Raw genomic sequence first — 23,842 nt, forward strand, 5'->3', positions numbered from 1 at the left:
TAAGAATATATGAACGATATCAATAAGAAAAAAGGAATTTTAATGATGATTTTTGCCACATTATTTTGGGGCATTATGGGGATTTCAAGTAGATTTTTGAACCAAATATCCTATACGTCAATGGAAATAGCATTTATCAGAACCTTTACCTCTGCCATACTTACAACTTTTTTTGTCATGGCAACAGATAAGAACAGCTTCAAGATAAATTTCAAGGGTTTATTATTTTGCTCTTTTTATGGGCTGCTGACATTTTCATTTGGAATCTCTCTATACAGCATATCGGTCTCTAGAATTCCGATTTCTGTAGCTACAATACTAATGTTTTCAAATCCGATTTGGGTAACATTTTTTAATTATGTATTTTTTAAAGAAAGGATTTCAGCCAAAACTACAGTGATAATTGGATTTTGCATTTTTGGCTGTATGTGCATTATAGATATTTTTTCAACAGGTGGAAATAATCTAGATATGATTGGAATAATCACCGGTGTTGGAAACGGGATGACCTTTGCACTTCAGATTGTATTGCCAAAGTTTGTCGAAAATAAGATATCTAAATCATCAATCTTACTTTATGGTTTCTGGAGTGCCTCGATTTGTCTGTTGTTTTTTATAGATCCAGCAAAAATGATAATGAAGGTTACAACGTCATCCAATATGCTTTTCTACTTGGCAAATATACTATCTATTGGTGCACTATCTACATTTGTAGCGAATACCTTCTATGTGAAATCGACGCAATATATAGGCACTGCACTTCCAAGCATGATGGTAGCACTGGAACCTGTTTTTGCCAGCATAATAGCATTTTTCGTATTCGGTGAAAATATGAAACCGATACAATTTATTGGAGCTTTTATTGTCATATTGTCCGTATTTGCTATGGAATTGGATATCAAACAATTAGCGTCACACCTTACTAGAACTACCTCGTAGACAAAAAGTAAGTATAAATTAAGTTTTATTTGTAAAATATTAAGTGGACAAGTCTATTTATAATTATTTTCTAAAAAAAGAAAATAATCTAAAGGTAATATTATATTACCTAGCGCCATACTGGTCGATACCAGTTAACGAGGACGAAGTTTTCGAATTTTAGGCGGGTGCTTCGCGGTGTTCTACCATCGTCAGGATTTCAACAAAACCCAGAGTGATCTAGGCACAAAGTGAAATTCACGTAGCAGACTTGTTCCAAAAAAATATATTAAAAAGTTTTGGAGGAACAAAATATGTGTGGAATCGTTGGTTATTTAGGAAAAAGAAATGCATCTGACGTTATCGTGGATGGATTGGCTAAATTGGAGTACAGAGGTTATGACTCGGCTGGTATTGCAATCAATACTGGAGATAATTTAGAAATAAGAAAATTCAAGGGAAGACTTGCTGTTTTGGCTGACAATCTTGAAAAAGACAATGTAATCGGTAATGTTGGTATAGGTCATACTAGATGGGCAACTCATGGTGAACCATCAGATGCGAATGCGCATCCTCATTTCAATAAGGATATGACACTAGCAGTGGTTCACAATGGTATTATCGAAAACTACCTGCAACTAAGAGAGCAATTAGAAGCTGAAGGTGTTGTTTTTAAATCAAAAACTGATACAGAGGTGGTAGTTCACCTTTTAGACAAATATTACGAAGGAAACCTATTGGATGCTGTTTTTAAAACTATTTCCGATTTAAGAGGAGCTTATGCACTTTGCATAGTTTCGGCAGACCACGACAATGAATTGGTAGCTGTAAGAAAGGATAGCCCTCTTATAGCTGGATTAGGGGAAGATGAAGCATTTATTGCGTCAGATATTCCTGCCCTATTAAAATATACAAGAGACGTATATTATCTTGACAATGGAGAAATCGTCCATGTAAAAGATAACAAAGTCAAGATTTACGACTCTGAAAGAAATGAAGTAGATAAACCGCTAATTCATGTTACATGGGATATAGAATCGGCTGAAAAAGGTGGTTATGATTGCTTTATGGAAAAGGAAATCTTTGAACAGCCGGACGGAATTAAACATACACTGGAAAGAAGACTTGATGAGTCTGGAAAAATAGTATTAGATGACATTCATATAGACAAATCATACCTTGACTACATTAATAAGATTTATATAATAGCTTGTGGTACGGCATACAATGCAGGAATTTTAGGAAAAACTGCTATGCAAAAATGGATGGGAATACCTGTAATTACTGATATAGCATCAGAATTTAGATATAACCAAAACTTTGTAGACGAAAAAACCTTGGTTATTTTGGTAAGTCAATCTGGTGAAACTGCCGACACACTTGCAGTTTTAAGAGATTCCAAAAAGAAGGGTGCAAGAGTTCTAGCAGTTACAAATGTAGTAGGATCATCTATTGCCAGAGAAGCAGATGATGTATTCTATACTTGGGCTGGTCCAGAAATTGCCGTAGCATCAACAAAGGCATATACTACTCAGATAGTCGCACTATATATGATAGCCTTAAACTTTGCCCTTGAAATGGAAAAGATTTCTGAAGCAGAATACTTCGATATTATTGATAAAATGAAAGAAATACCATCAAAGGTTCAAGAAGTATTAGACAACAGAGATTATATCAACGTAATAGCAGATGAAATAGTGGGTTCTGAGCACGCTTTCTTCTTGGGAAGAGGCGTTGACTATGCTCTTGCAATGGAAGGTTCTTTGAAACTAAAGGAAATATCTTATATTCATGCAGAAGCATTTGCTGCCGGTGAACTGAAACATGGTACAATTGCATTGGTCGAAGATGGAACACCGATTATTTCGATAGCAACTCAGCAGAATCTTTTTGAAAAAATGGTTTCAAATATGGAAGAAGTGAGGGCAAGAGGTGCATATGTAGTTGCTATTTCTCAAAAGCACAACAAAGAGGTTGAAAAAGTATCCAATAGAGTTATTTACATACCAGATAGTGAGGATATACTTTCTCCAATAATTGCTGTTATACCTATGCAGCTATTGGCGTTGACAGTTTCTTCAAAGAGAGGATTGGATGTGGACAAGCCTAGAAACCTTGCAAAGTCAGTAACTGTTGAATAAATTTACAATATAAAACAAAAATTGAACTAAAAATTGATATCAGTTTTTGATACAAAAAAATATTAAAAATCAAAAAAGTAAAAAAACTTATTATAGATAATTTAATTAACTTTTTTAAGTAGTATAAGGGTCTTATTGCTCTAAAGTTATTTATTATTAGTAATCTAACTAATAATGATAAACTCTGCGCAATTTGACCCTATTTTTTTTATATTGTATAATGTTATAAATTGTTTTCAATTATTTTTATCGATACAATTTAATATTTTTGAGGAGGTTCCATTATGAGAAAAGCAATAAGAATTTTTTTTACACTGATAGTCGTCAGTAGCTTTCTTTTACTGCCAAATATTTTTTCAAGAGCATTTGCCGAAGAAAAGGAAATTGTTTTCGCTGATTCAGGGTGGGATAGTATAAAGCTACATAATGCTATTGCAGGGTACATATTGTCTGAGTTGTATGACTATTCATGGAAAGAAATACCGGGTTCATCTACAATAATGCACGAATCTCTGAAATCTGGTGAGATTGACGTAATAATGGAGGCATGGACCGACAATATTTCCGATTACAAACTTGATAAAAAAAATGGTAAATTCAAGGAGCTAGGAACAAATTATGCAGACAACCGTCAAGGGCTGTATGTTCCAAGATATGTTATTGAAGGAGATAAGGATAAGGGTATCAAACCACTGGCTCCAGAACTAGAATATGTATGGGATCTGGAAAAGTATTCAAGTATTTTCAAAGATTCTGAGGATTCTTCAAAAGGTCGGATTTATGGTGCCATTCCTGGCTGGGATGTAGACACCATTCTATACAACAAATACAAACACTATAAGCTTGATAAAATGTATAATTATTTTAGACCGGGTTCGGACTCAGCTCTATCAGCGGCATTGACATCTGCCTATGACAAAGGTGAACCGATTGTGGCATATTATTGGGAGCCAACTTGGCTAATGGGTAAATATGATTTCGTCTTGCTAAAAGACAAGGACTATTCAGAATCTGGATATAGAAATGGTGAAACAGCTCTTCCTTCAGTAAACGTAACGGTCGCTGTTAGCAACGAATTCTATAAAAATAACAAAGATGCTGTCAGTTTTTTAAGCAAGTACCAAACATCGAGTGATCTTACAAGTGAAGCATTGGCACATATGCAAGATACAAAGGAAAATTATGAAAATACTGCAAAATGGTTTCTAAAAAAGCATCCCGAATTGTTGACAAAATGGCTTAGCAAAGATAATGCAGAAAAGATAAAATCATCACTTGGCGAGTCGAATAACAATAATTTGACATCACTGTTGTATGATTTTCCAATTAGAATAAATTTTGATATTAACAGCATTGACAATTCAGTCAGAAGCTTCAGCGTCAAGCATAAAGGATTTTTTGATGGTATTCGAATATTTTTACTAAGCTTTGTTACTCTTATTCAAAAGATATTGGATATAATACCATGGCCAGTACTGTTGTGTTCAGTATATTATGCGTCTTTCAAGGCTTCAAGAAAGCATAGAAAAGCACTAATGTACGTGCTATTTCTATCTCTGATAGGTATCTTTGGATTATGGTCACATATGAATGAAACCTTATCTATTGTCATAGCTTCAGTAGTAATCTCGCTATTACTTGGTTTCCCTATAGGTATCTTGGTATCTATCAGTGATAAGCTAAACAAAGTAATGAGACCGATCTTAGACACTATGCAAACAATGCCTGTGTTTGTTTACCTTATACCAGCTCTACTATTCTTTGGTTTGGGTAAGGCTCCGGCAGTTATTTCAACAACCATTTATGCCATAGTACCTGTAATAAGAATGACATCTCTTGGAATCAGACAGATAAATAAGGAAGTTATTGAGGCTTCTCAATCATTTGGTTCAACAAAACTCCAATCTCTAGTAAAGGTTGAAATTCCACAAGCTCTACCTACGATTATGACTGGTATCAATCAGACAATCATGATGGCTATGTCAATGGTTGTAACAACGTCTATGATAGGTGCCACTGGTCTTGGAATGGATGTTTTGATTAGTGTAAATAGAGTTGAAATAGGCAAGGGAATTATCTCGGGTTCGGCAGTTGTAATAATTGCTATTATCCTAGATAGATTAACACAGGGTCTAGTTAGAGATGAGGTGAAGAAATAATGGGAAAAATATTAGAGGTAAGAGACTTATATAAGCTTTACGGTGGAGAAAAAAAGCAAGCTGTAAAACTTGGAAAAGAAGGTAAAGACAAGGCTGAAATATTTAAAGAAACAGGAGTTACAACGGCTTTATGGAACATAAATCTCGATATTAACGAAGGTGAAATCTTCGTAATTATTGGACTCTCCGGCTGTGGAAAATCTACACTAATCAGATGCTTCAACTTATTAAATAGACCTACCTATGGTTCGATAACATTCAAAGGCAAGAACATAAATAAGATGAGTAAAAAAGAAGAGTACGAATATAAGAGAAACCATATTGCTATGGTATTTCAAAATTTCGGATTACTCAGCCATAGAAATGTAATTGGCAATGTAGAATATGGATTGGAAATAAAGGGTGAGAATAAAGAAGAGAGAAGAAAAAAGGCACTAGAAATGATACATCTTGTCGGACTAGATGGCTTGGAAAATACTCCTATAAATAACCTATCTGGTGGTATGAAACAAAGAGTTGGTATTGCCAGAGCATTAGCGAACAGTCCTGATATATTGTTGATGGACGAACCATTCTCTGCTCTAGATCCATTGGTAAGGAAAGATTTGCAGTTCCAATTGCTCAGAATAAAGAAAAAAGTCAATAATACAATAATATTCATCACTCATGACATAAATGAGGCTTTTAAAATCGGAGACCGAGTCGCCATAATGAAAGACGGAAAAATCATTCAAATTGCAACGCCAGAAGAGATGACCACCTCTCCAGCAAACGAATATGTACAAAACTTTATTGAAAATGCTGACAGGAAGAAGGTCATCAGCGTAAAGAACATCATGATATCTCCAAGCTCATTGATAAAGGTAAAGGATAGTCCTTCATTTGCAATTTCTGTCATGAGAAACAATAGTATATCTTCAGCTTATGTTGTTTCAGAGGATATGGAATATCTTGGCGTAATCACTATTGAAGAAGCCATAAAGGCAAAAAATCAGAATTTAAAGATTGCTGATATCGTAAACGGAAACGTGGATAAAATATCTCCAGATACAAGAATTAGCGATATTATCGAGTTATCAGCAAATGCCAAATATCCGATTGGTGTGGTCGATGATGACAATACACTTGTAGGCATCGTGACAAAAGCTGACGTGCTATCAGCAGTATAATATGGCTGTATAATATTTGTTAAATAGCAAGGTACAAAAGGCTCGTATCAATAGCTTAAGCACTATTAATACGAGCCTTTTTAATAAACATATATTACTGAACGAGTATATATACAATTTTGTTATAAGTATCTTTATTTATGCGTAGAAACAATGCACATATTGCCCACTATTTCGAGGCTTTTTTCACCAGCTGGTACAATAAATGAGTCAGCCAAGTTGACTTTATACTCATGACCATTCAATATTATCTTTCCATCCCCCTTAATGACATTCATCAGATAATATCCATCTTCAAGAGATACCTTCAATCTATCCTTACAATCGTATTTTGAAACTGAAAAGAATTTTGTCTTCAAAAAATCTGTAATAGTATTTTTACCGATTTCTTTTACAGCATATTCTAGCTTTGGAGCATCTCCTGGTATATTAGAAACCTCGATAGATTTCTCTATATGTAGCTCCCTCTTATTTCCATAGTCATCAACTCTATCATAATCGTACACTCTGTACGTGGTATCTGAGCTTTGCTGGACTTCAAGAATCACAATTCCCTTACCAATTGCGTGCACAGTTCCATGAGGCACATAGAAAAAATCGCCCTCTTTTACCTCGACACGCCTCAGTAAATCATCCCATTTTCCACTCTCACACATCTGAGCTAGCTCTAATCTTGTTTTGGCATTATGACCATATACTATCTCTGCACCTTCGTCCGCAGAAACAATATACCAACATTCTGTCTTACCTAATTCATCTCGTCCCTCATGTTTAGACGCAAAATCATCATCGGGGTGAACCTGAACCGATAAATTATCAGAGGCATCGATCAATTTTATCAACAGAGGAAACTTTTTGTCTACAGATAAACTATCATTACCATCAATTTTTGAGTTGAATATTTCTGGATTAGTTGCGAAAATCTCATCCAAGCCTTTACCCTTCAACCATTTTGGAGAAGTAACCTCAGTTATTCCATTTTTGTGAGCACTTATCAGCCATGCCTCTCCGACATGATTGCTTTCAGTTTTCATCAACAATTCCTCACGCAGCTTTCTGCCACCCCAAATTTTATCCTTCAAGACAGGTTTTAAAAAAATTAATTCCATTACTCTACCTTTCTCTTATTTTCCAAAAAGGCTCTTTATTCCTCTCGCCATTATTTGAATAACAGATTTAGACCTTAATATCCTATCCACGCTTACATACTTACTTACGGTTCTTAGTAGGAGCTTGTTATCCTTCGCTGAAAATGAATATTTTCCATTGTTTTTTGTAAAAATAACAAACCTGTTAATATGCTTTCCAAAAATAACTGATGCTGATATATAATCTATTTCATTCCAAGGAATTTGAATATTATCCTCTACATTTCTGTCATTATAGTATTCAAAGGATTTATCGCCTATCATTATTTTCCCATAATTTGCCAACCCCGTATAGGAAGTTGCTTTCATAGTTAGATCAACTCTAGTATTCAACGACTGTGCCATAATTTTTCCCTCTAATTATATTTCCCATAGATAAAAGCTCGGAAAAACCGAGCCTATCTTTATTACATTATTCCTAATACACGTGAAATTATTCCAACACCAAATAAAGCAAGTATTATCACAATAGGAGATACCTTCTTTTTCAATAACCAACAGCAGAACAAAGTCAATAGAACTGCTGCAAAACCAGGGATCAATGAATCCAAGTTTTGTTGTAGTGTTGTAACCTTATCAGGGTTTAAACCAGTTGCACCTAGAGAACTATACTGTTCTAGAGCAGCTTTGATACCGTCTGTACCAGCTGGAAGGCTTGCCCAGTCAATATAAGCACCCTTAGACTGCTTTACAGTTGAAACTACTGATGTAAAACTGATACTTACCCATCTTTGAACAAGAGCACCTATAATAAACATACCTAGAATTGATGCCCCCTGAGTTATCTTTCCTAACAGACCACCTGACAAGTCTTTTGTGATTGTAGTACCAACTTTATAACCGAATTCCTGAGTGTACCACATAAATCCAAAACGCATAATATTCCACACAAAGAAGAATAAAAGTGGACCTGCAATACTACCACCTAATGCAAGAGATGCTCCCAATGCACCAAGTATCGGACGAGCAGTAAACCAGAATACAGGATCACCTACACCTGCCAAAGGTCCCATCATCCCTATCTTAACACCCTGAATAGCAGCATCTTCTACTGGAACACCATTTGCTCTTTCTTCTTCAAGCGCTAATGTTACCCCCATTACTGGTGAAGACACATATGGATGAGTATTATAAAATTCAAGATGACGCTGCAAAGCTGCCACTTGATCTTCTTTATTTGGATATAGCTTTTTAATGGCTGGTATTATTGAGAATGCCCAACCACCATTTTGCATACGTTCATAGTTCCAAGATCCTTGAAGATATTGGTGACGTAATGCAACTGAAAAACGTTCCTTTTTTGATAACTGAATTTTCTTTTCCATATTCACTTCCTCCTTCAAGTCTAATAATCGTTTAATATATCACCAAGTGGATCACCCGAACCTGATCCTCCACCTGAAGAACCAACTGAATCCTTTAAACCAAGGTATATTAAGGCAATACTTACACCGATTGCTCCAAGTGCAATTAATGTCAACTGGTTGATAGCAGCCAAAGCAAAGCCTAATACAAAGAATGGCCACACTTCTTTTGTTGCCATCATATTTATAACCATTGCATAACCAACTGCGGCAATCATTCCACCACCTACAGCCATACCGCCCTTTAACCATTCAGGCATCAAGTTTAGAGCCTCTGTAACAATATCTGGTGGCACAATACAAAGAGCCAATGCAGGTATTGCTATACGAAGACCTTGCATACATATTGCTACAATATGCCACATTTCAATTCCCCTTATATTCCCTTTTTTGGCATTAGCATCCATAAAGTGAACTATAGGAATTGACAAAGTACGGCAAATCATTGTCAAGAAAAGACCTGCTACTGATAGCGGAACTGCAAGAGCTATTGATGTATTAATAGCATTTTGAACATTTACATCTCCACCCTGCAAACCTAATACCATAATTATTGCTGATGCTACAGAAGCAAGAGCCGCATCTGGCGCAACTGCTGCACCAACATTTGCCCAACCAAGAGCAATCATCTGAAGTGATCCACCAAGTATAATTCCTTCTCTAAGATGTCCACTTACCAATCCAATTAATGTACAAGCCACTAGTGGTTGATGGAATTGGAACTCATCCAATATACCTTCAATACCAGCTAGAAAGGCAACTAAAACGATTAATACTATCGTAATTCCAGACATAATTACACCCTCCTATTATTTAGATAACTCATTTTTCGCTTTTTTCAATATATGTTCGATGCTTTCAGGTGAGTCTGAAGGCACTTTACGAACATCTATTTCCACACCTAACGAAATCAATTTTTCAATTGACCTAACATCTTCCATATCCATTGCAACAGATCTAGTTATTGCGACCTTTCCAGTAGAGTGTGCAATTGAACCCAAATTCAATGTTTTAATGCTTACTCCACCTTCAATTGCCCTTAATGCATCCTGTGGATTTTCGAACAATAGCAATGCCTTCGTATTACCAAAACGAGGGTCCTTGTCAACCGCTATCATCTTGTCAATCGGAACGACATTTGCTCTAACACCTGGAGGTGCAGCCTGTTCAATCATATTCTTTCTTAAATCATCCTTTGCAACAGCATCTGAAACAGCTATAATCCTATTTGGTCCTACTGATTTTGTCCATGCTGTGGCAACCTGTCCATGCAATAAACGAGTATCAATACGAGCCAATACATATTTAATCTTTCCATCTCCAATAACAGTTCCTTCTGGAATAGATCCCTGTGGTGCTACAGGTACATTACTTGCCACTTCTTCAACCTTTGGCTCTAACGAATCCGGTTTCGCTTTTACGCCATCTCTACCAGCACCTAAAATATAACTCGCAATTTCGTGTGCTGTTTCCATTGAAAAACGCGCGCCATAAGCCTCGATCAGCATAGGTAAATTCATACCTGAAACGATCGCCCACTTATCTTCCTTTCCTTCAAGAAGTGCACTTGCCTGATTAAAAGGTGTTCCTGACCATAAGTCAGTTAAAAATAACACTTCATCTTGATTCTCAAATGAAGCGATGGCTTCTTGCATTTTGACTTTGATATCTTCAGGACCTTCACTTGGCATTAAAGTACAAGTTTTTACATTTTCCTGTTCCCCAAAAATCATTTTTGAAGTTTGATACAGTCCCTCTGCAAATTCACCATGACTAGCAATAATAATTCCTACCATAATCAACTACCCTTTCTAGAAAATTACTAAAAAACTAATAAAATATATAAAAAATAAATTCCACTTTAAAAATTAAACTTTAAAAAAATTACAGAAAAATTTTTAATTAATATTTTATCAATTTTACACATGCCTCGATACTTATAAAATTTTTTTCAGAAAAATTACACTTGGCAAACGTACTGTAATAAACATTTTCCCAAATATGTTTTAAAATGAAAATGATAAACTTTTATATTCGTATCATAATCATTATATTACAACCTTGAAATTAAGTCAACAGGCTATTTTTTCTTTAAGAATAAAATTACATCAGCCAAATTTTGTCCCACAAACTCCACCATCGACAAAACAATTTCATTTGGTTCAATCAAATCTGGAATCATTATCGATTTCATTCCTGCTCTATTGGCACCTATTACACCATTTAATGAATCTTCAAGGACCAGACAGTTTTTAGGCTCAATATTCAGCTTTCTTGCCGCCAATAAAAATACATCTGGATTAGGCTTTCCTAATTCAACTTCTTCACCACTCGCAATGGCATCAAAAAAATGCTCCAATCCATGCTTTTCCAAATTGTTATAAATATCTGATATTCTTCCAGATGATGCCAAACCAATCTTATAATCATTATCCTTCAAAAATTGCAATACTTCATCAACAAAAGGCTTTTTCTTCGATCCTACAGTCTTCAATATATTTTCAACATATTTTATTTGTTCATCAACCAAGATTCTCCCGTCAATTTTAGGATTGTCTTTATAATATTCTGCATAAAATTCACGTGCATCCTCTGTCGTCTTTCCAATTACATGGTATGTTTCTTCAATTGACATATCGATTCCACATTTTGATGCAGAATATATTAACCCCTCACTGTACAATAACTCTGTATCAAAAAGTAATCCATCCATATCAAAAATAACTGCTTTTATCATATTTGCCTCCTAATGATTTGTATCTATATAATAAGCTCATTCTTATTATTCACATATCTTATAATAACTCTCAATTATTATTCATATAGCGCCTCTTGTATATCTCTTGATTTTTGAATAATAAATGAGATTATCTCTGTTATATAATTCTCATACTCACTATTTATCACCGCTGATTTTACATTCTCCAGTACACGTTTTTCCCTCTCTGCGTCATAAACATTGGCGTCATTCTTCATTTTTATCCTTCCAATTTGGATAGAATTATTCATTCTATCTTCAAGTAATGATACTATCTCTCTATCTATTTTTTCTATGTTTTTTCTACATTCCGACAATTCTTCTGGTATATTAGCTTTATCGGTTACAGCTCTTTTTTTCATCATATTTCATATCACTCCCATTTTTTATATAAAACTCAAAACATTTAAACCATCATATTTCAAATTCTTAGAAATGCAACATATTATAACCATCACATACGACTTTACTTGGCTATGCGACGTAATTGCAACGTAAGTACAACATAATTGATATATATACATATATTTTTTTTATTTATTTACAACATATTTACAATATCATATCCAGAATTGCGATTGCCGTCACTGCCTCAACAACAGGTAACACTCTTGGAACAATCACAGCATCATGTCTTCCATTTATCGATAATTCAACATTTTCTTTTTTTAAAAAATCTATTGTCGACTGAGCCTTTGAAATCGATGGTGTCGGCTTTACTGCCACTCGAAAAACAATAGGCATACCGTTTGAAATTCCACCATTTATACCGCCATTATAGTTTGTTTTGGTTTTTACTGCTTCATCTTCAATAAATATTTCATCATTTGCCTCTGAGCCCAACATTTTCGATATATCAAAGCCAGCACCAAACTCTACTCCTTTTATTGAAGGAATTGAAAAAAGAATACTAGACAGCACCGACTCTATTGATTCAAAAAATGGATTGCCCACTCCTGCACTTAAACCAATAACTGAACATTCTATCATACCACCCAAGGAATCTCCTGTAGACCTTGTATTTTCAATTTCAGAAATCATTTCCTCTCGCAGACTTTCTCTCAGTATTGGAAAATCAGCCTTTGCCAATTTATCAAATGATGCTTTACACATATCCTCTGAGTTAAATCTTCTATCCTCGATCTTTCCAATGCTATTGATATGAGCTCCAATAAAAATACCTCTCTTTATCAGTATTTGCTTTGCAATTGCCCCTGCGAAAACAATTGGAGCTGTCAATCTACCTGAAAAATGACCACCACCTCTATAATCATTAAATCCAGAATACTTTACAAATGCTGTGAAGTCTGCGTGACCAGGACGTGCTATCGACTTCATCATATCATAGTCTCTCGATATTTTATCAGTATTTTTTATTATTACAGTCATCGGCGCTCCCGTTGTCTTTCCATTGAAAATCCCTGTTACAATTTCAGTTCTGTCAGGTTCCCTTCTCCCCGTTGACATACTTCCACCTTTTGATGAACGTCTCGACATTTCAAAGAATATCATTTCATCATCCAGTTCAACACCACTAGGAATACCATCGATAACGATACCTATACACTCTCCATGCGATTCTCCAAATATCGTTATTTTAAAGTTTTTCCCCCAAGTCGCACTCACTGATATCACCTCCAAGTATTTTATAATCCTTCCAAAAATATGGGTAAGATTTAGAAACACATTGTGCATTCCTTATTATTACAGGACAATGATGCACTGTTGCAGCAATAGCCAACATCATTGCGATTCTATGATCGTTATGACTAGAAACTCGAATTAGATCATCATCCATTTTGCCGTTATCTTTTCTTGAAAGGCTTCTATAATTTATTTCCATACAAAACCTACCACCGAAAATACCACTCTCAATATCATATCCCAATTTTTTCAACTCCTCAACAGTGCTTTCCAGTCTATCTGATTCCTTTATTTTCAATCTGTCGAGATTTTCGACCCTACACCTTATATTGGATCTTGAAAACAACAGTGCCAGAATAGGAATAATATCTGGAATCTGACTCCCATCCAAAACAAACGTGTTGTCAATGATATCGGAAAAAATCATATTATCATCCAAAACTTTGAAATCTTTAATTATTCCTAAAATTGCTCTATCTCCTTGATTAGATGGCACGTCAATTCCGTCTATTTTAACATGGCTACCCAATTCGTTTGCTACAGCAAAAAAAGCAATTTGAGAAAAATCCGACTCAATTGCCAGCTGGCTAGGCTTATAACTTTGATTGCCAGATATCCTAAAAATTCTATGCCCCTCATTTTCAATACCAACACCAAACTTTTCCAAAGTATCAATGGTCAAATCAACATATGCTTTTGATTGAAGCTCTCCGAATACTTCTATTTCAGTATCAAAATCAAGCAATGGCAAATAAAACAAAAGTCCCGAAATAAATTGAGAGCTCACACCACCATCAATATAAAGTTTCCTATTCTTTAAACCTTTATTTTCTCCAATAATAATGGAATTATTGTCAATTTTAAACTCAATACCTTCATCCTTAAAAATATTGAAATATACATCCATAGGTCTATTTATCAGATTTCCATGAGTAATAAATTCTGTTTTTTTTCCAAAAAGTAGGGAAATTGGCATCAAAAATCTCAAGGTTGAACCCGACTCCCCGCAAAAAATGCTATATTTTTTTTCTTGCGTATCATTAACAATAGCCTCGGTTCTATCAAGCGTTCTTGCACTTTTTTCCCTATAAAAGATACCTTCAATTACCACTTTTCTTTTGAATTTTTCAATTTTTGCACCAAATTCTATCATTGCATCTATTGTAGCATCAATATCATCTGAAAAATCAACATTGGATATCTCACTTACCCCATCCGAGAGAGAGGCACAAATTATCGCTCTATGCCCTATGCTTTTTGACGAAGGGGGATAATAATATCCACTCAATTTTTTGGGATTTATCTTAATATCCACCTAAAAGCCCTCCTCTAAAAAAATCCATCTCCACGTCCATTATCTTTGATTCTCCAATATCATTTACCAACACAATTTTAATTTCGCCATCGATATTTTTCTTATCATGCTTGATAAACTCTAAAAGATCTTCATCTAATATTTTTTCATCAAATACTGGTAATCCATATTTCTCAATTAGCGTATGAATCGAATTGAACAACTCCTTTGATATTAGATTTTGACCTACTGCCAGCTCTGAAATACGGTGCATACCAATAGCAACGCCTTCTCCATGTGTGTACCTTTCATAAGAATAATATGATTCTATTGCGTGCCCCAAGGTATGACCAAAATTTAAAATCATTCTCTCTCCCTTGTCAAACTCGTCATTTTGAACAATATTTTTCTTTATATTACAACACCTAGCAATAATAGTCTCCATATCATTCTGTATGGAATCAATGTCGTTTTTTGATAATATTTCAAATAGCTCTCTATCCTTTATTAATGCGTATTTTATCACCTCTGCCATACCATCTCTAAAAACTCTATCATTTAAAGATTTCAAAAAATAAGGATCTATCACAACCAATTTTGGTTGATAAAAAGTTCCAACAAGATTTTTCCCAAGCTCTAAATTTACACCAGTTTTTCCTCCGACGCTACTATCTACTTGAGAAAGCAATGTAGTTGGTATATTTATAAAATCAATTCCTCTCATATATATTGAAGAAACAAATCCCGACAAATCGCCGACAACTCCGCCACCAATCGCAATTATCAAATCTCCTCTTCCAATATTCTTTTTCACAAGTTGATTAATAATTAACTCAGCGGAAGAAATACTCTTTGATTCCTCACCAGGATCCACTATATTTATACAATATTCTATGCTTAGTGCTTCAATTGTTTTTTCAATTTTTGTTCCGTACTCATTCCACACATTTTTATCTGTTATTACAAAAACCTTTTGAGGATTTAATCTCTCCTTTATCAATTTATCCAAATTTGAAAAAATACCTTTTTCAATTATAATATCATAGCTCGATAATTTAGTTTGCACATTTATTTTCAAAATAACACCTCCTGGATAAACAGTTACTGACTACCATTTCAATCTATCTATAGTTATAATAAGCTATAAGACTATTTTTGTAAAGTTGGTTTTAGATATGATAGTGTCTACCTTATAAAACGTGTTGGAAGTAGCTATATGTTTGTGGTATAATATAGGTTAGCGAAGTTTAGGTATTTATTTAAAATAAATATAAATTTCTGATAAATAATACAAAAAATTTCCATAGTTATCAAAATAGAAAATATTATGGAATTTTATTTGTGTAAATTTATGTAAAATGATTTGGTGGTGAAAAACATGAATAGTATAATCAAGGTTGATAATTTGACATTTGAATATATTAGCGAAGAAAAATCACACCGTGCTATAGATAATTTGAATTTAGATGTGAAAAGAGGCGAATTTGTGGCAATAATCGGTCATAATGGTTCTGGAAAGTCGACTCTATCAAAAAATCTAAACGCAATACTTTATCCAACCAATGGTGATATTGTAATAGACGGTATGAATACCAAAGATGAAGAAAATCTTTGGAATATAAGACAGAAAGCCGGTATGGTATTCCAAAATCCTGATAATCAGATTGTCGCAACAATTGTTGAAGAAGATGTGGCATTTGGTTGTGAGAACTTGGGAATTGAACCAACTGAAATAAGAGAAAGAGTTGATTCCGCTCTAAAGAACGTGGATATGTATGAGTTGAGAGAAAGACAACCTCATTTATTATCTGGTGGTCAAAAACAGAGAGTTGCTATTGCTGGAATCATCGCAATGAGACCTGAATGCATAATATTTGACGAAGCTACTGCAATGCTTGATCCTTCAGGTAGACAAGAGGTTATGAACACTATAAAACGCCTAAACAAAGAAAACAATATTACAGTACTTCTAATTACTCATTTTATGGAAGAAGCAGTAGAAGCAGACAGAGTAATCGTAATGGAAAAAGGCAGAAAAGTCATTGAAGGTACTCCAAAAGAAGTATTTTCAAAGGTTGACGAACTGAAAAGAATCGGCTTAGACGTGCCATATATGACTGAATTAGCACAATTGCTAGAGAAAGATGGTATAGAAATATCCAATGATATTCTGACTGTAGATGAAATGGTGGGTGAACTATGTCAATTAAGGTAGAGAATTTAACATATATATATGACGAGGGAATGCCTTTTGCACATAAGGCACTCGACAATGTGAGCTTTGAAATAGAAAACGGTGATTTTGTCGGGTTAATTGGCCATACTGGATCTGGTAAATCGACCCTGATACAACATTTGAATGGATTGATTAAACCTCATTCTGGAAAAATATTCATAAATGATTTTGATATTACTCAAAAAGATCAAAATTTAACAGAAATAAGAAAAAGAGTTGGAATAGTGTTTCAATACGCCGAATACCAGCTTTTTGAAGAAACTGTAGAAAGAGATATAGCGTTCGGACCTTCAAATTTGGGCTTGAGTGAAAATGAGATAAATGCAAGAGTTAAAAAGGCAATGTCTGATGTTGGTCTTGATTACGATATATACGCTGAAAAATCTCCCTTTGATTTATCTGGTGGTCAAAAGAGAAGAGTTGCTATTGCTGGTGTAATAGCAATGCATCCAGAGGTTTTGATATTGGATGAACCGACAGCAGGACTAGATCCAGGAGGTAGAGACGAAATTTTCGAACTAATCAAAAGCTTACATGACAACAACGATATGACTGTCATTCTATCTTCTCACAGTATGGACGATATGGCAAAGCTTGTAAATACACTTATGGTCATGAATAAAGGCAGACTGGAATTTATGGGAAGCCCTAGAGATGTATTTAGAGACAATGCTGATAAATTAAAATCCATGGGACTTGATATTCCTCAGGTCTTAGAGCTTGCGATAAAGCTAAGAAAAAATGGATTTAATATAAAAAATGATGTCATAAATATTCAAGAGGTCAGAGATGAAATCACAAGATGTATCAAAAACAGAGATTTTTTGCTTGAAGATGACACGAAAAAAATAGTGGAAAGTGAGGAAACTGAAAATGCTTAAAGACATCACACTCGGTCAGTTTTACCCTACAAAATCTACCATTCATTCGTTGGATTCAAGAACGAAGCTGTTCGCAACACTGATTTTTATGGTATCTATATTTGTTATTAATAACTTTTGGGCATATGGAATAATGTTTATTGCAGTAATTGCAGTTACAAAAATGTCAAAAATTCCAGTAGGATATGTCGTAAGAGGTATAAAGCCTCTTAGATGGATAATTTTGTTTACTTTTGTGATAAATGTACTATTTCTAAGAGGAGATAATGTGTTATGGCAGCTTGGAGTGATAAAAATCACTGAACAAGGTCTAAATACTGCTATTTTTATGGCGATAAGGTTGATTTTGTTGGTACTTGGAACATCTATTTTGACACTGACAACATCTCCAATTGCTTTGACAGATGGAATTGAAAATGCCTGTTCCCCTCTAAAAAAGATTGGTTTTCCGGCTCACGAGCTTGCAATGATGATGACTATTGCATTGAGATTTATTCCAACATTACTTGATGAAACAGATAAAATTATGAAGGCTCAGATGTCAAGAGGTGCTGATTTTGAAAGCAAAAATATTATAAGCAGGGCAAAAAATATGGTTCCACTTCTTATTCCATTGTTTGTAAGCGCATTTAGAAGAGCGGATGAATTGGCAATTGCCATGGAAGCCAGATGCTATAGAGGTGGAGAAAATAGAACAAAGATGAAGCAAAGCGTTATTGGAAAAAATGATAAAGTGGCAATATTTGTCACAATATTATTCTTAGGATTTTCTATAGCAAGTAGATTTATTGCATAGGGATTTGATATTCATAATAAAACAAGAGCCAGAGAAGCTATTTTCACTTAACTGGCTCTTTTATTATACCAAAATATCTTCTAAAAAATACCACCGATATAGCAGAATAATTGAAGGCTAGAAGCATCAAAATTAAAACCAAGCTCAACGCTTTTGCATAAGTAATTGCAAGCATAATAAATAATGTACAGGAATTAGCGATAATTGTCGTCCTCAATACGAACGTGCTTTTTCCCAATGATTGCAGGGAATATTTGCTATTCTCAAATAAAATTTGAAACGAGCTAAATATTATCACCAATGCTAGTATTGAAATACTATTCTTCTGAACATCTTCAATATTCGTCAATGCAGTAATTGAAAACTCTTTATTTATTATCAAAATAATCGATAAAACAAAATAAAATGCAAAAGTAAGTGAAGTCGTTATTATTGGCAGTAGTCTCGCTTCCATCGCTTTGTTCTTTGAAGTATATTCTCCTACAAGAACAGTAAGAGAATTACAATACATATACATAGGAATTAGACATATTCCAACAATTTTTACTGAAACGCTATATGCTGACAGCTCACTGTCACCTAATCTCGCAATTAATGTTATCACCAAAACTGAAAATACACTACCCTCCAATACTTCTTGAACTACAAGAGGAATACTTTTTATCAGCATTTTCATTTTCTTTGAGGATTTAATCTTCGCAGCAGTCATTATTTCCTTTCTAAGAACGACAAAATATACGAATAATTGAAAATATATAGAAATAGTTGAGCCTATTCCGACTCCAAGTACTTTTTGATTTCCATTCAGAATGTAATTTACAAATATATACGACAATGTTATTTGCAAAATCGCTCCAATAAAGCCGGCTACTAAAATATGCTTTGTTTTTTTGTTAACTTTCAACAAATTGGTAAATGAAAAGATAACCATATTTGCAAGTATGGAAAATGATGTCAAATATGAATAGTTGCAAATTATTTCTAGATTACTTCCCTTAATTCCGTATACCTTTAAAAAAATAATTCTGGAAAATAAAAACACCATTATCACAATTATCAATCCAATAGATGTATTTACCAGCATACACGATTTGAACCAGTCGAAAAACTGCATTTTATTATTATCTCTAACCTTTGATGATTCTATGTTGAATACCAAAGTTCCAACACCAGCAATTCCAAGTATGGCATAATTTAGCGTATCTACTATTTCCGTTGATATAATGGCTCCTACCGATATCCTTCCAACAATCGAAGCCATAATCACTGATATTAATACATTAAAGAAGTTGTTTAATATCAATGGCAATGAAAAAGAGTTTACATCTCTAATTATATCTAAAATAGCTTTATTTTTTTCCATTCAAATTCTCCAAATATAATTTATCTAATATCCTCTCTTGATATCTTTCAAATATGTCTTCGGCTTACCAGTCTCAATAAAGCTTTTCATATTTTCAATAACTCTATCTGCCAATCGTTCAATATTATTCTCAGAAACCCAGCAATTATGTGGAGTAATTATGACATTTTCAAACTCCCAAAGCTTACTTTCAGTAGATAACGGCTCTTCCTCAACAACGTCTAATACTACTCCTCTAAATTTCGATATATTTTTCTCCAAATCGTCTTCATTGATCAGGTTCCCTCTGCCAATGTTTATTAGAGTTGACCCTTCCTTCATCAAGAGCATCTTCTCCTCGTCAATTAGACCAGTTGTACTCTCTGTCGCTGGCATTATTCCAACGATAACATCACACTCTCTAAAAAATTCATCGCAATTATCTATAGAAAAGCATCTATCAAACCCATCAATAGATCTTCCATTTGTATTCACACCCCATAGCACCACATCAAATGCCCTTAATCGTTTTGCTGCTTCTTGTGCTATATTGCCTGTTCCCAAAAAACCAACTCTTTTTCCAGATAATTCAATCCAACTCATATCTGTTCTCCAGGTTTTACTATCCTGATATTTGAACATTTTGCGACTATTTTTATATACTTCCAAAATATACATAACAACACTTTCTGCCATAGGAATAGCGTAGCCTGTAGTATTATTGGATAAGATAATGTCTTTTTTTATCAAATGCTCCACTGGAACTTGATTTATACCCGCACTTGTTAAATGAACGTACTTTAGATTTTTCATCTTTGTAATATCAAATTGATCAAATCCCATATATGTAAACCATACATCAGCACTGTAGATTTCATCTATATTATCCCATGCTTCCACATCTTCTCGTTTCAAATTTCTAAAATCTCTTTCTGGCACATATATTATATCATAGCCCATATCTTCAAGCTCTTTCATTCGCTCTGTACCAAGATTTCTATTTATAAATAACTTCATAGCCCCCTCCAAAAATAAAGAATAGTTTTTCATTATTCTAATTTTATCATAAAAAAATAGTAGTTGAACAAATTTATAAAAATATTTTGCAAAAATCACATTAACAAAAAATAAATTATATTGACTTATACTGTATATTGATATAAATTATTATATAAGAAATTATTGGAAATATTCAATAAGTTCTTAATTTTTTTAGGAGGTTATGATATGAAATATGATTTTAATGAAATAATCGACAGAAGAAACACCAATGCTCTGAACACTGATGGTTTTAGGAGCTATATCTTCCACGCCGGTCCGGAGAAAAAATTCCCCTACAAAGACGAAGAGTTTGTAAGAATGTGGGTTGCTGACATGGAATTTGCGACACCACCAGAAATTTGCTCAGCAATTAAAAACCGTGTAGAAAAGAGAATTTTTGGATATACAATGGTCTTTGATGACAGGTATTACAATGCTTTAAGCAATTGGTGCAAGAGTAAGTATGATTGGGAATTTGATAAAGAGGAACTAACATTCTCTCCTGGAATCATCCCTGCACTTTATCAATTATCTGAAACGCTTCTTGCTCCTGAGGAAAAAATCTTATTCGTAACGCCTGCCTATGGATTTTTCAAACACGCTGCTACCTACAACGAAGCAGGCATGGTTTTCTCAAAATTGAAAAAAGAAAACGGACATTTTGAAATAGACTTTGACGATTTTGCGAAAAAGGCTTCGGATCCAATGGTAAAGCTTGTGTTTTGGTGTAATCCTCACAATCCTTCTGGAAGGGTTTGGACTAGAGATGAATTAGAAAAAATCGCAAAAATTATTGAAGATAATAATCTTTGGGTTATTTCTGATGAGATACACTGTGATTTGCTTAGAAATGGCAAAAAGCATATTCCTCTAGGAAAAGTTATGCCAGACTACAACAAGTTAATAACTTGTATGTCAGCAAGCAAAACATTTAACATTGCCGGCTTGATGTTTTCAAATATTATAATAAGGAATGTTGATTTGAGAAATAAATTTAAAGAGAGAGACAAAACAATAGGCTTTGTAAATCCTCTTTCTCTTGCAGCTCATACGGCAGCTTACGAAAAATGTGATGAGTGGCTACAAGAGCTAAAGTCTTATCTTGACAATAACATGATTTTTTTGAAAGAATATCTTGATAAAAATCTCCCTAATGCAATATTTGAAATTCCTGAGGCGACATATCTAGCTTGGGTCGATCTAAGCAAGTGTCTGCCAGAAATAGAGGATATGGCTTCATTCTTTGCAAATGAAGCTGGAGTTCTACTAGAGGGTGGAGATGACCTTTTCGTAGACAATGCACAGGGTTATATTAGATTAAATCTGGCAATGCCTAAGAGTATAATTGAAACTGGTTTAAACAGAATGACAGAAGCTATAAATAAGTACAATAAAAATGTATAGATAGATATATATATAGATATACAAAAGTGTATATATACGTAGATATATAGATGCTTAGATATAAATACATAAATAAATACATACATAGATATATAGATACTTAGATATACATACATATAAGAAACAATAAAATATACTTAAAATAAGAGCTGATGCTATTTTTAGCATCAGCTCTTGTACTAAACCAATTATACTAATTCGATTATTGCCATTTCAGCACAATCGCCTCTTCTTGGTCCCTTCTTTATTATTCTTGTATATCCACCATTTCTTTCAGCATACTTTGGTGCTATATTTTCAAATAAATCACTTACCACTGTTTCATCTAGAACATATGCAAGCACTTGTCTTCTAGCGTGAAGATCTCCTCTCTTTGCAAGAGTTATCATCTTTTCAGCCATTCTTCTAGTTTCTTTAGCTCTAGTAACTGTAGTTTCTATTCTTCCTGCTCTCAATAAGCTTGTAACAAGGTTTCTAAGCATTAAGTTTCTGTGAGCAGTTTCACGTCCTAATTTACGGTAAATAGCCATCTTTTTCCCTCCTTTACATATTCAAGATTAAATAGAGATACTATTCTTCATTTGGTCTTAATTTCAAATCAAGTTCATTCAATTTCTGAATAACTTCTTCAAGTGATTTTTTACCCAAATTTCTAACTTTCATCATATCTTCTTCTGACTTATTAGACAGTTCTTCAACTGTGTTTATTCCAGCTCTCTTTAAACAGTTATATGATCTAACTGATAAATCAAGTTCTTCTATAGTCATTTCAAGGACTTTCTCTTTCTTGTCCTCTTCTTTTTCAACCATTATTTCAACATTGCCAATATGCTCTGTTAAGTCAATGAATAACTTCAAATGCTCATCAAGAACTTTTGCAGCTAGAGATATTCCTTCCTGAGGATTAATACTTCCATTTGTCAAAACTTCAAGCGTAAGTTTGTCAAAATCCGTTCTTTGACCAACTCTAGTATTCTCAACATGGTAGCTTACCTTTTCGACTGGCGTATAAATTGAGTCCACAGGCAGAACTCCTATCGGCATACTATCAGACTTGTTTTCTTCTGCAGAAATATATCCTCTACCTTTGTTAATATGTATTTCCATATTTAACTTAGCATTTTCATCCAATGTAGCAATATGTAAATTTTTACTGATTATCTCAACTTCAGGAGGACATATAATATCAGATCCCTTTACTTCACAAGGACCAACTGCCTGAATTCTTAAAACCTTAGGTTCTTCATCATCAATTGTAGCTGATAATTCCTTCAATGAAAGCATGATTTCTGTAACGTCTTCTTTTACACCTGGAACTGTAGAGAATTCATGTAACACTCCATCAATTCTAATAGCATAAACAGCAACACCTGGTAATGAAGAAAGAAGAATTCTTCTAAGTGCATTTCCTACAGTAATACCAAAACCTCTTTCCAAAGGCTCAACAACAAATTTACCATATCTATAATCTTCGCTTAACTCGACAATATCAACTTTTGGCTTTTCAATTTCTATCATGGACAAACCCTCCTATAAAAATATTGATC

General features: G+C 34.0%; 22 protein-coding genes. 8 read left to right on the forward strand and 14 right to left on the reverse strand.

The window, feature by feature from the left end:
- Positions 1–9 precede the first annotated feature (9 nt).
- The 4 genes from FYJ71_RS06695 (at position 10) to FYJ71_RS06710 (ending at position 6,387) form a co-directional block, all read left to right on the forward strand.
- Entirely contained in the window at positions 10–939 is a 930-nt protein-coding gene (locus FYJ71_RS06695; protein WP_154538024.1) for a DMT family transporter, read from the forward strand.
- Positions 940–1,232: 293 nt separating this feature from the next.
- A complete protein-coding gene (glmS, locus tag FYJ71_RS06700) occupies positions 1,233–3,059 on the forward strand; it encodes a glutamine--fructose-6-phosphate transaminase (isomerizing) (protein WP_154538025.1) in 1,827 nt (608 codons plus the stop codon).
- 284 nt (positions 3,060–3,343) lie between these two features.
- Positions 3,344–5,218, forward strand: a complete 1,875-nt coding sequence (locus FYJ71_RS06705; RefSeq protein WP_154538026.1) for a glycine betaine ABC transporter substrate-binding protein — start codon at positions 3,344–3,346, stop codon at positions 5,216–5,218.
- Complete coding sequence (locus tag FYJ71_RS06710; RefSeq protein WP_154538027.1) at positions 5,218–6,387, forward strand: quaternary amine ABC transporter ATP-binding protein; 1,170 nt, start codon at positions 5,218–5,220, stop codon at positions 6,385–6,387. The genes FYJ71_RS06705 and FYJ71_RS06710 overlap by 1 nt, the downstream gene beginning before the upstream one ends.
- A gap of 134 nt (positions 6,388–6,521) precedes the next feature.
- Here FYJ71_RS06710 and manA read toward each other — a convergent pair whose 3' ends face one another.
- From manA to aroB, 10 genes are all read right to left on the reverse strand, one after another.
- A complete protein-coding gene (manA, locus tag FYJ71_RS06715) occupies positions 6,522–7,496 on the reverse strand; it encodes a mannose-6-phosphate isomerase, class I (RefSeq protein WP_154538028.1) in 975 nt (324 codons plus the stop codon).
- A 15-nt stretch (positions 7,497–7,511) separates the two neighbouring features.
- Positions 7,512–7,880: a DUF956 family protein gene (locus FYJ71_RS06720; RefSeq protein ID WP_154538029.1), complete on the reverse strand. Its 369-nt coding sequence runs from the start codon at positions 7,878–7,880 to the stop codon at positions 7,512–7,514.
- Positions 7,881–7,942: 62 nt separating this feature from the next.
- Entirely contained in the window at positions 7,943–8,860 is a 918-nt protein-coding gene (locus FYJ71_RS06725; RefSeq protein WP_154538030.1) for a PTS system mannose/fructose/sorbose family transporter subunit IID, read from the reverse strand.
- A 20-nt stretch (positions 8,861–8,880) separates the two neighbouring features.
- Positions 8,881–9,693: a PTS mannose/fructose/sorbose transporter subunit IIC gene (locus tag FYJ71_RS06730; RefSeq protein ID WP_154538031.1), complete on the reverse strand. Its 813-nt coding sequence runs from the start codon at positions 9,691–9,693 to the stop codon at positions 8,881–8,883.
- Between the two features lie 15 nt (positions 9,694–9,708).
- The gene (locus FYJ71_RS06735) at positions 9,709–10,695 is read right to left on the reverse strand and encodes a mannose/fructose/sorbose PTS transporter subunit IIA (protein ID WP_154538032.1); all 987 of its coding nucleotides are present in this window, start codon (positions 10,693–10,695) and stop codon (positions 9,709–9,711) included.
- Positions 10,696–10,979: 284 nt separating this feature from the next.
- Entirely contained in the window at positions 10,980–11,636 is a 657-nt protein-coding gene (locus FYJ71_RS06740) for an HAD family hydrolase (RefSeq protein ID WP_154538033.1), read from the reverse strand.
- Positions 11,637–11,713: 77 nt separating this feature from the next.
- The gene (locus tag FYJ71_RS06745; RefSeq protein ID WP_154538034.1) at positions 11,714–12,022 is read right to left on the reverse strand and encodes a chorismate mutase; all 309 of its coding nucleotides are present in this window, start codon (positions 12,020–12,022) and stop codon (positions 11,714–11,716) included.
- 187 nt (positions 12,023–12,209) lie between these two features.
- The gene (gene aroC, locus FYJ71_RS06750; protein ID WP_320641153.1) at positions 12,210–13,283 is read right to left on the reverse strand and encodes a chorismate synthase; all 1,074 of its coding nucleotides are present in this window, start codon (positions 13,281–13,283) and stop codon (positions 12,210–12,212) included.
- Positions 13,255–14,616, reverse strand: coding sequence for a 3-phosphoshikimate 1-carboxyvinyltransferase (locus tag FYJ71_RS06755; protein ID WP_207707222.1), 1,362 nt, complete (start codon positions 14,614–14,616; stop codon positions 13,255–13,257). Before FYJ71_RS06755 ends, aroC begins: the two co-directional genes overlap by 29 nt.
- Entirely contained in the window at positions 14,606–15,673 is a 1,068-nt protein-coding gene (gene aroB, locus FYJ71_RS06760; protein ID WP_154538036.1) for a 3-dehydroquinate synthase, read from the reverse strand. Before aroB ends, FYJ71_RS06755 begins: the two co-directional genes overlap by 11 nt.
- A gap of 300 nt (positions 15,674–15,973) precedes the next feature.
- Between aroB and FYJ71_RS06765 the strand changes: the two genes are divergently transcribed.
- From FYJ71_RS06765 to FYJ71_RS06775, 3 genes are read left to right on the forward strand one after another with little or no spacing between them, the layout of a single operon-like run.
- A complete protein-coding gene (locus tag FYJ71_RS06765; RefSeq protein ID WP_154538037.1) occupies positions 15,974–16,810 on the forward strand; it encodes an energy-coupling factor transporter ATPase in 837 nt (278 codons plus the stop codon).
- The gene (locus FYJ71_RS06770) at positions 16,795–17,712 is read left to right on the forward strand and encodes an energy-coupling factor transporter ATPase (RefSeq protein WP_154538038.1); all 918 of its coding nucleotides are present in this window, start codon (positions 16,795–16,797) and stop codon (positions 17,710–17,712) included. The genes FYJ71_RS06765 and FYJ71_RS06770 overlap by 16 nt, the downstream gene beginning before the upstream one ends.
- Positions 17,705–18,508 (forward strand): energy-coupling factor transporter transmembrane component T family protein, encoded by an 804-nt coding sequence (locus tag FYJ71_RS06775; protein ID WP_154538039.1) that lies wholly within the window; start codon positions 17,705–17,707, stop codon positions 18,506–18,508. Before FYJ71_RS06770 ends, FYJ71_RS06775 begins: the two co-directional genes overlap by 8 nt.
- Before the next feature lie 43 nt (positions 18,509–18,551).
- On the opposite strand, the gene FYJ71_RS06780 is transcribed toward FYJ71_RS06775, so the two are convergent.
- Positions 18,552–19,871 (reverse strand): MATE family efflux transporter, encoded by a 1,320-nt coding sequence (locus FYJ71_RS06780; RefSeq protein WP_154538040.1) that lies wholly within the window; start codon positions 19,869–19,871, stop codon positions 18,552–18,554.
- Positions 19,872–19,895: 24 nt separating this feature from the next.
- The gene (locus FYJ71_RS06785; protein ID WP_154538041.1) at positions 19,896–20,867 is read right to left on the reverse strand and encodes a phosphoglycerate dehydrogenase; all 972 of its coding nucleotides are present in this window, start codon (positions 20,865–20,867) and stop codon (positions 19,896–19,898) included.
- Between the two features lie 210 nt (positions 20,868–21,077).
- On the opposite strand from FYJ71_RS06785, the gene FYJ71_RS06790 reads away from it, so the two are divergent.
- Entirely contained in the window at positions 21,078–22,295 is a 1,218-nt protein-coding gene (locus tag FYJ71_RS06790) for a MalY/PatB family protein (protein WP_154538042.1), read from the forward strand.
- A 188-nt stretch (positions 22,296–22,483) separates the two neighbouring features.
- Here the strand turns inward: FYJ71_RS06790 and rplQ are convergent, their stop codons facing one another.
- Both rplQ and FYJ71_RS06800 read right to left on the reverse strand, forming a co-directional pair.
- Positions 22,484–22,825: a 50S ribosomal protein L17 gene (rplQ, locus tag FYJ71_RS06795; protein ID WP_091994083.1), complete on the reverse strand. Its 342-nt coding sequence runs from the start codon at positions 22,823–22,825 to the stop codon at positions 22,484–22,486.
- Between the two features lie 40 nt (positions 22,826–22,865).
- Positions 22,866–23,813: a DNA-directed RNA polymerase subunit alpha gene (locus tag FYJ71_RS06800; protein WP_154538043.1), complete on the reverse strand. Its 948-nt coding sequence runs from the start codon at positions 23,811–23,813 to the stop codon at positions 22,866–22,868.
- Positions 23,814–23,842 lie beyond the last annotated feature (29 nt).

Source organism: Peptostreptococcus porci (genome assembly GCF_009695815.1).
GTDB lineage: Bacteria > Bacillota > Clostridia > Peptostreptococcales > Peptostreptococcaceae > Peptostreptococcus > Peptostreptococcus porci.

Coding starts and splice junctions, on each gene's coding strand:
- FYJ71_RS06800 (WP_154538043.1), bottom strand. CDS start 23,813: ATGATAGAAATTGAAAAGCCAAAAGTTGATATTGTCGAGTTAAGCGAA.
- FYJ71_RS06740 (WP_154538033.1), bottom strand. CDS start 11,636: ATGATAAAAGCAGTTATTTTTGATATGGATGGATTACTTTTTGATACA.
- FYJ71_RS06710 (WP_154538027.1), top strand. CDS start 5,218: ATGGGAAAAATATTAGAGGTAAGAGACTTATATAAGCTTTACGGTGGA.
- glmS (WP_154538025.1), top strand. CDS start 1,233: ATGTGTGGAATCGTTGGTTATTTAGGAAAAAGAAATGCATCTGACGTT.
- FYJ71_RS06775 (WP_154538039.1), top strand. CDS start 17,705: ATGCTTAAAGACATCACACTCGGTCAGTTTTACCCTACAAAATCTACC.
- manA (WP_154538028.1), bottom strand. CDS start 7,496: ATGGAATTAATTTTTTTAAAACCTGTCTTGAAGGATAAAATTTGGGGT.
- FYJ71_RS06720 (WP_154538029.1), bottom strand. CDS start 7,880: ATGGCACAGTCGTTGAATACTAGAGTTGATCTAACTATGAAAGCAACT.
- FYJ71_RS06695 (WP_154538024.1), top strand. CDS start 10: ATGAACGATATCAATAAGAAAAAAGGAATTTTAATGATGATTTTTGCC.
- FYJ71_RS06785 (WP_154538041.1), bottom strand. CDS start 20,867: ATGAAGTTATTTATAAATAGAAATCTTGGTACAGAGCGAATGAAAGAG.
- FYJ71_RS06735 (WP_154538032.1), bottom strand. CDS start 10,695: ATGGTAGGAATTATTATTGCTAGTCATGGTGAATTTGCAGAGGGACTG.
- FYJ71_RS06745 (WP_154538034.1), bottom strand. CDS start 12,022: ATGATGAAAAAAAGAGCTGTAACCGATAAAGCTAATATACCAGAAGAA.
- FYJ71_RS06765 (WP_154538037.1), top strand. CDS start 15,974: ATGAATAGTATAATCAAGGTTGATAATTTGACATTTGAATATATTAGC.
- FYJ71_RS06725 (WP_154538030.1), bottom strand. CDS start 8,860: ATGGAAAAGAAAATTCAGTTATCAAAAAAGGAACGTTTTTCAGTTGCA.
- rplQ (WP_091994083.1), bottom strand. CDS start 22,825: ATGGCTATTTACCGTAAATTAGGACGTGAAACTGCTCACAGAAACTTA.
- FYJ71_RS06705 (WP_154538026.1), top strand. CDS start 3,344: ATGAGAAAAGCAATAAGAATTTTTTTTACACTGATAGTCGTCAGTAGC.
- FYJ71_RS06730 (WP_154538031.1), bottom strand. CDS start 9,693: ATGTCTGGAATTACGATAGTATTAATCGTTTTAGTTGCCTTTCTAGCT.
- FYJ71_RS06770 (WP_154538038.1), top strand. CDS start 16,795: ATGTCAATTAAGGTAGAGAATTTAACATATATATATGACGAGGGAATG.
- FYJ71_RS06780 (WP_154538040.1), bottom strand. CDS start 19,871: ATGGAAAAAAATAAAGCTATTTTAGATATAATTAGAGATGTAAACTCT.
- FYJ71_RS06790 (WP_154538042.1), top strand. CDS start 21,078: ATGAAATATGATTTTAATGAAATAATCGACAGAAGAAACACCAATGCT.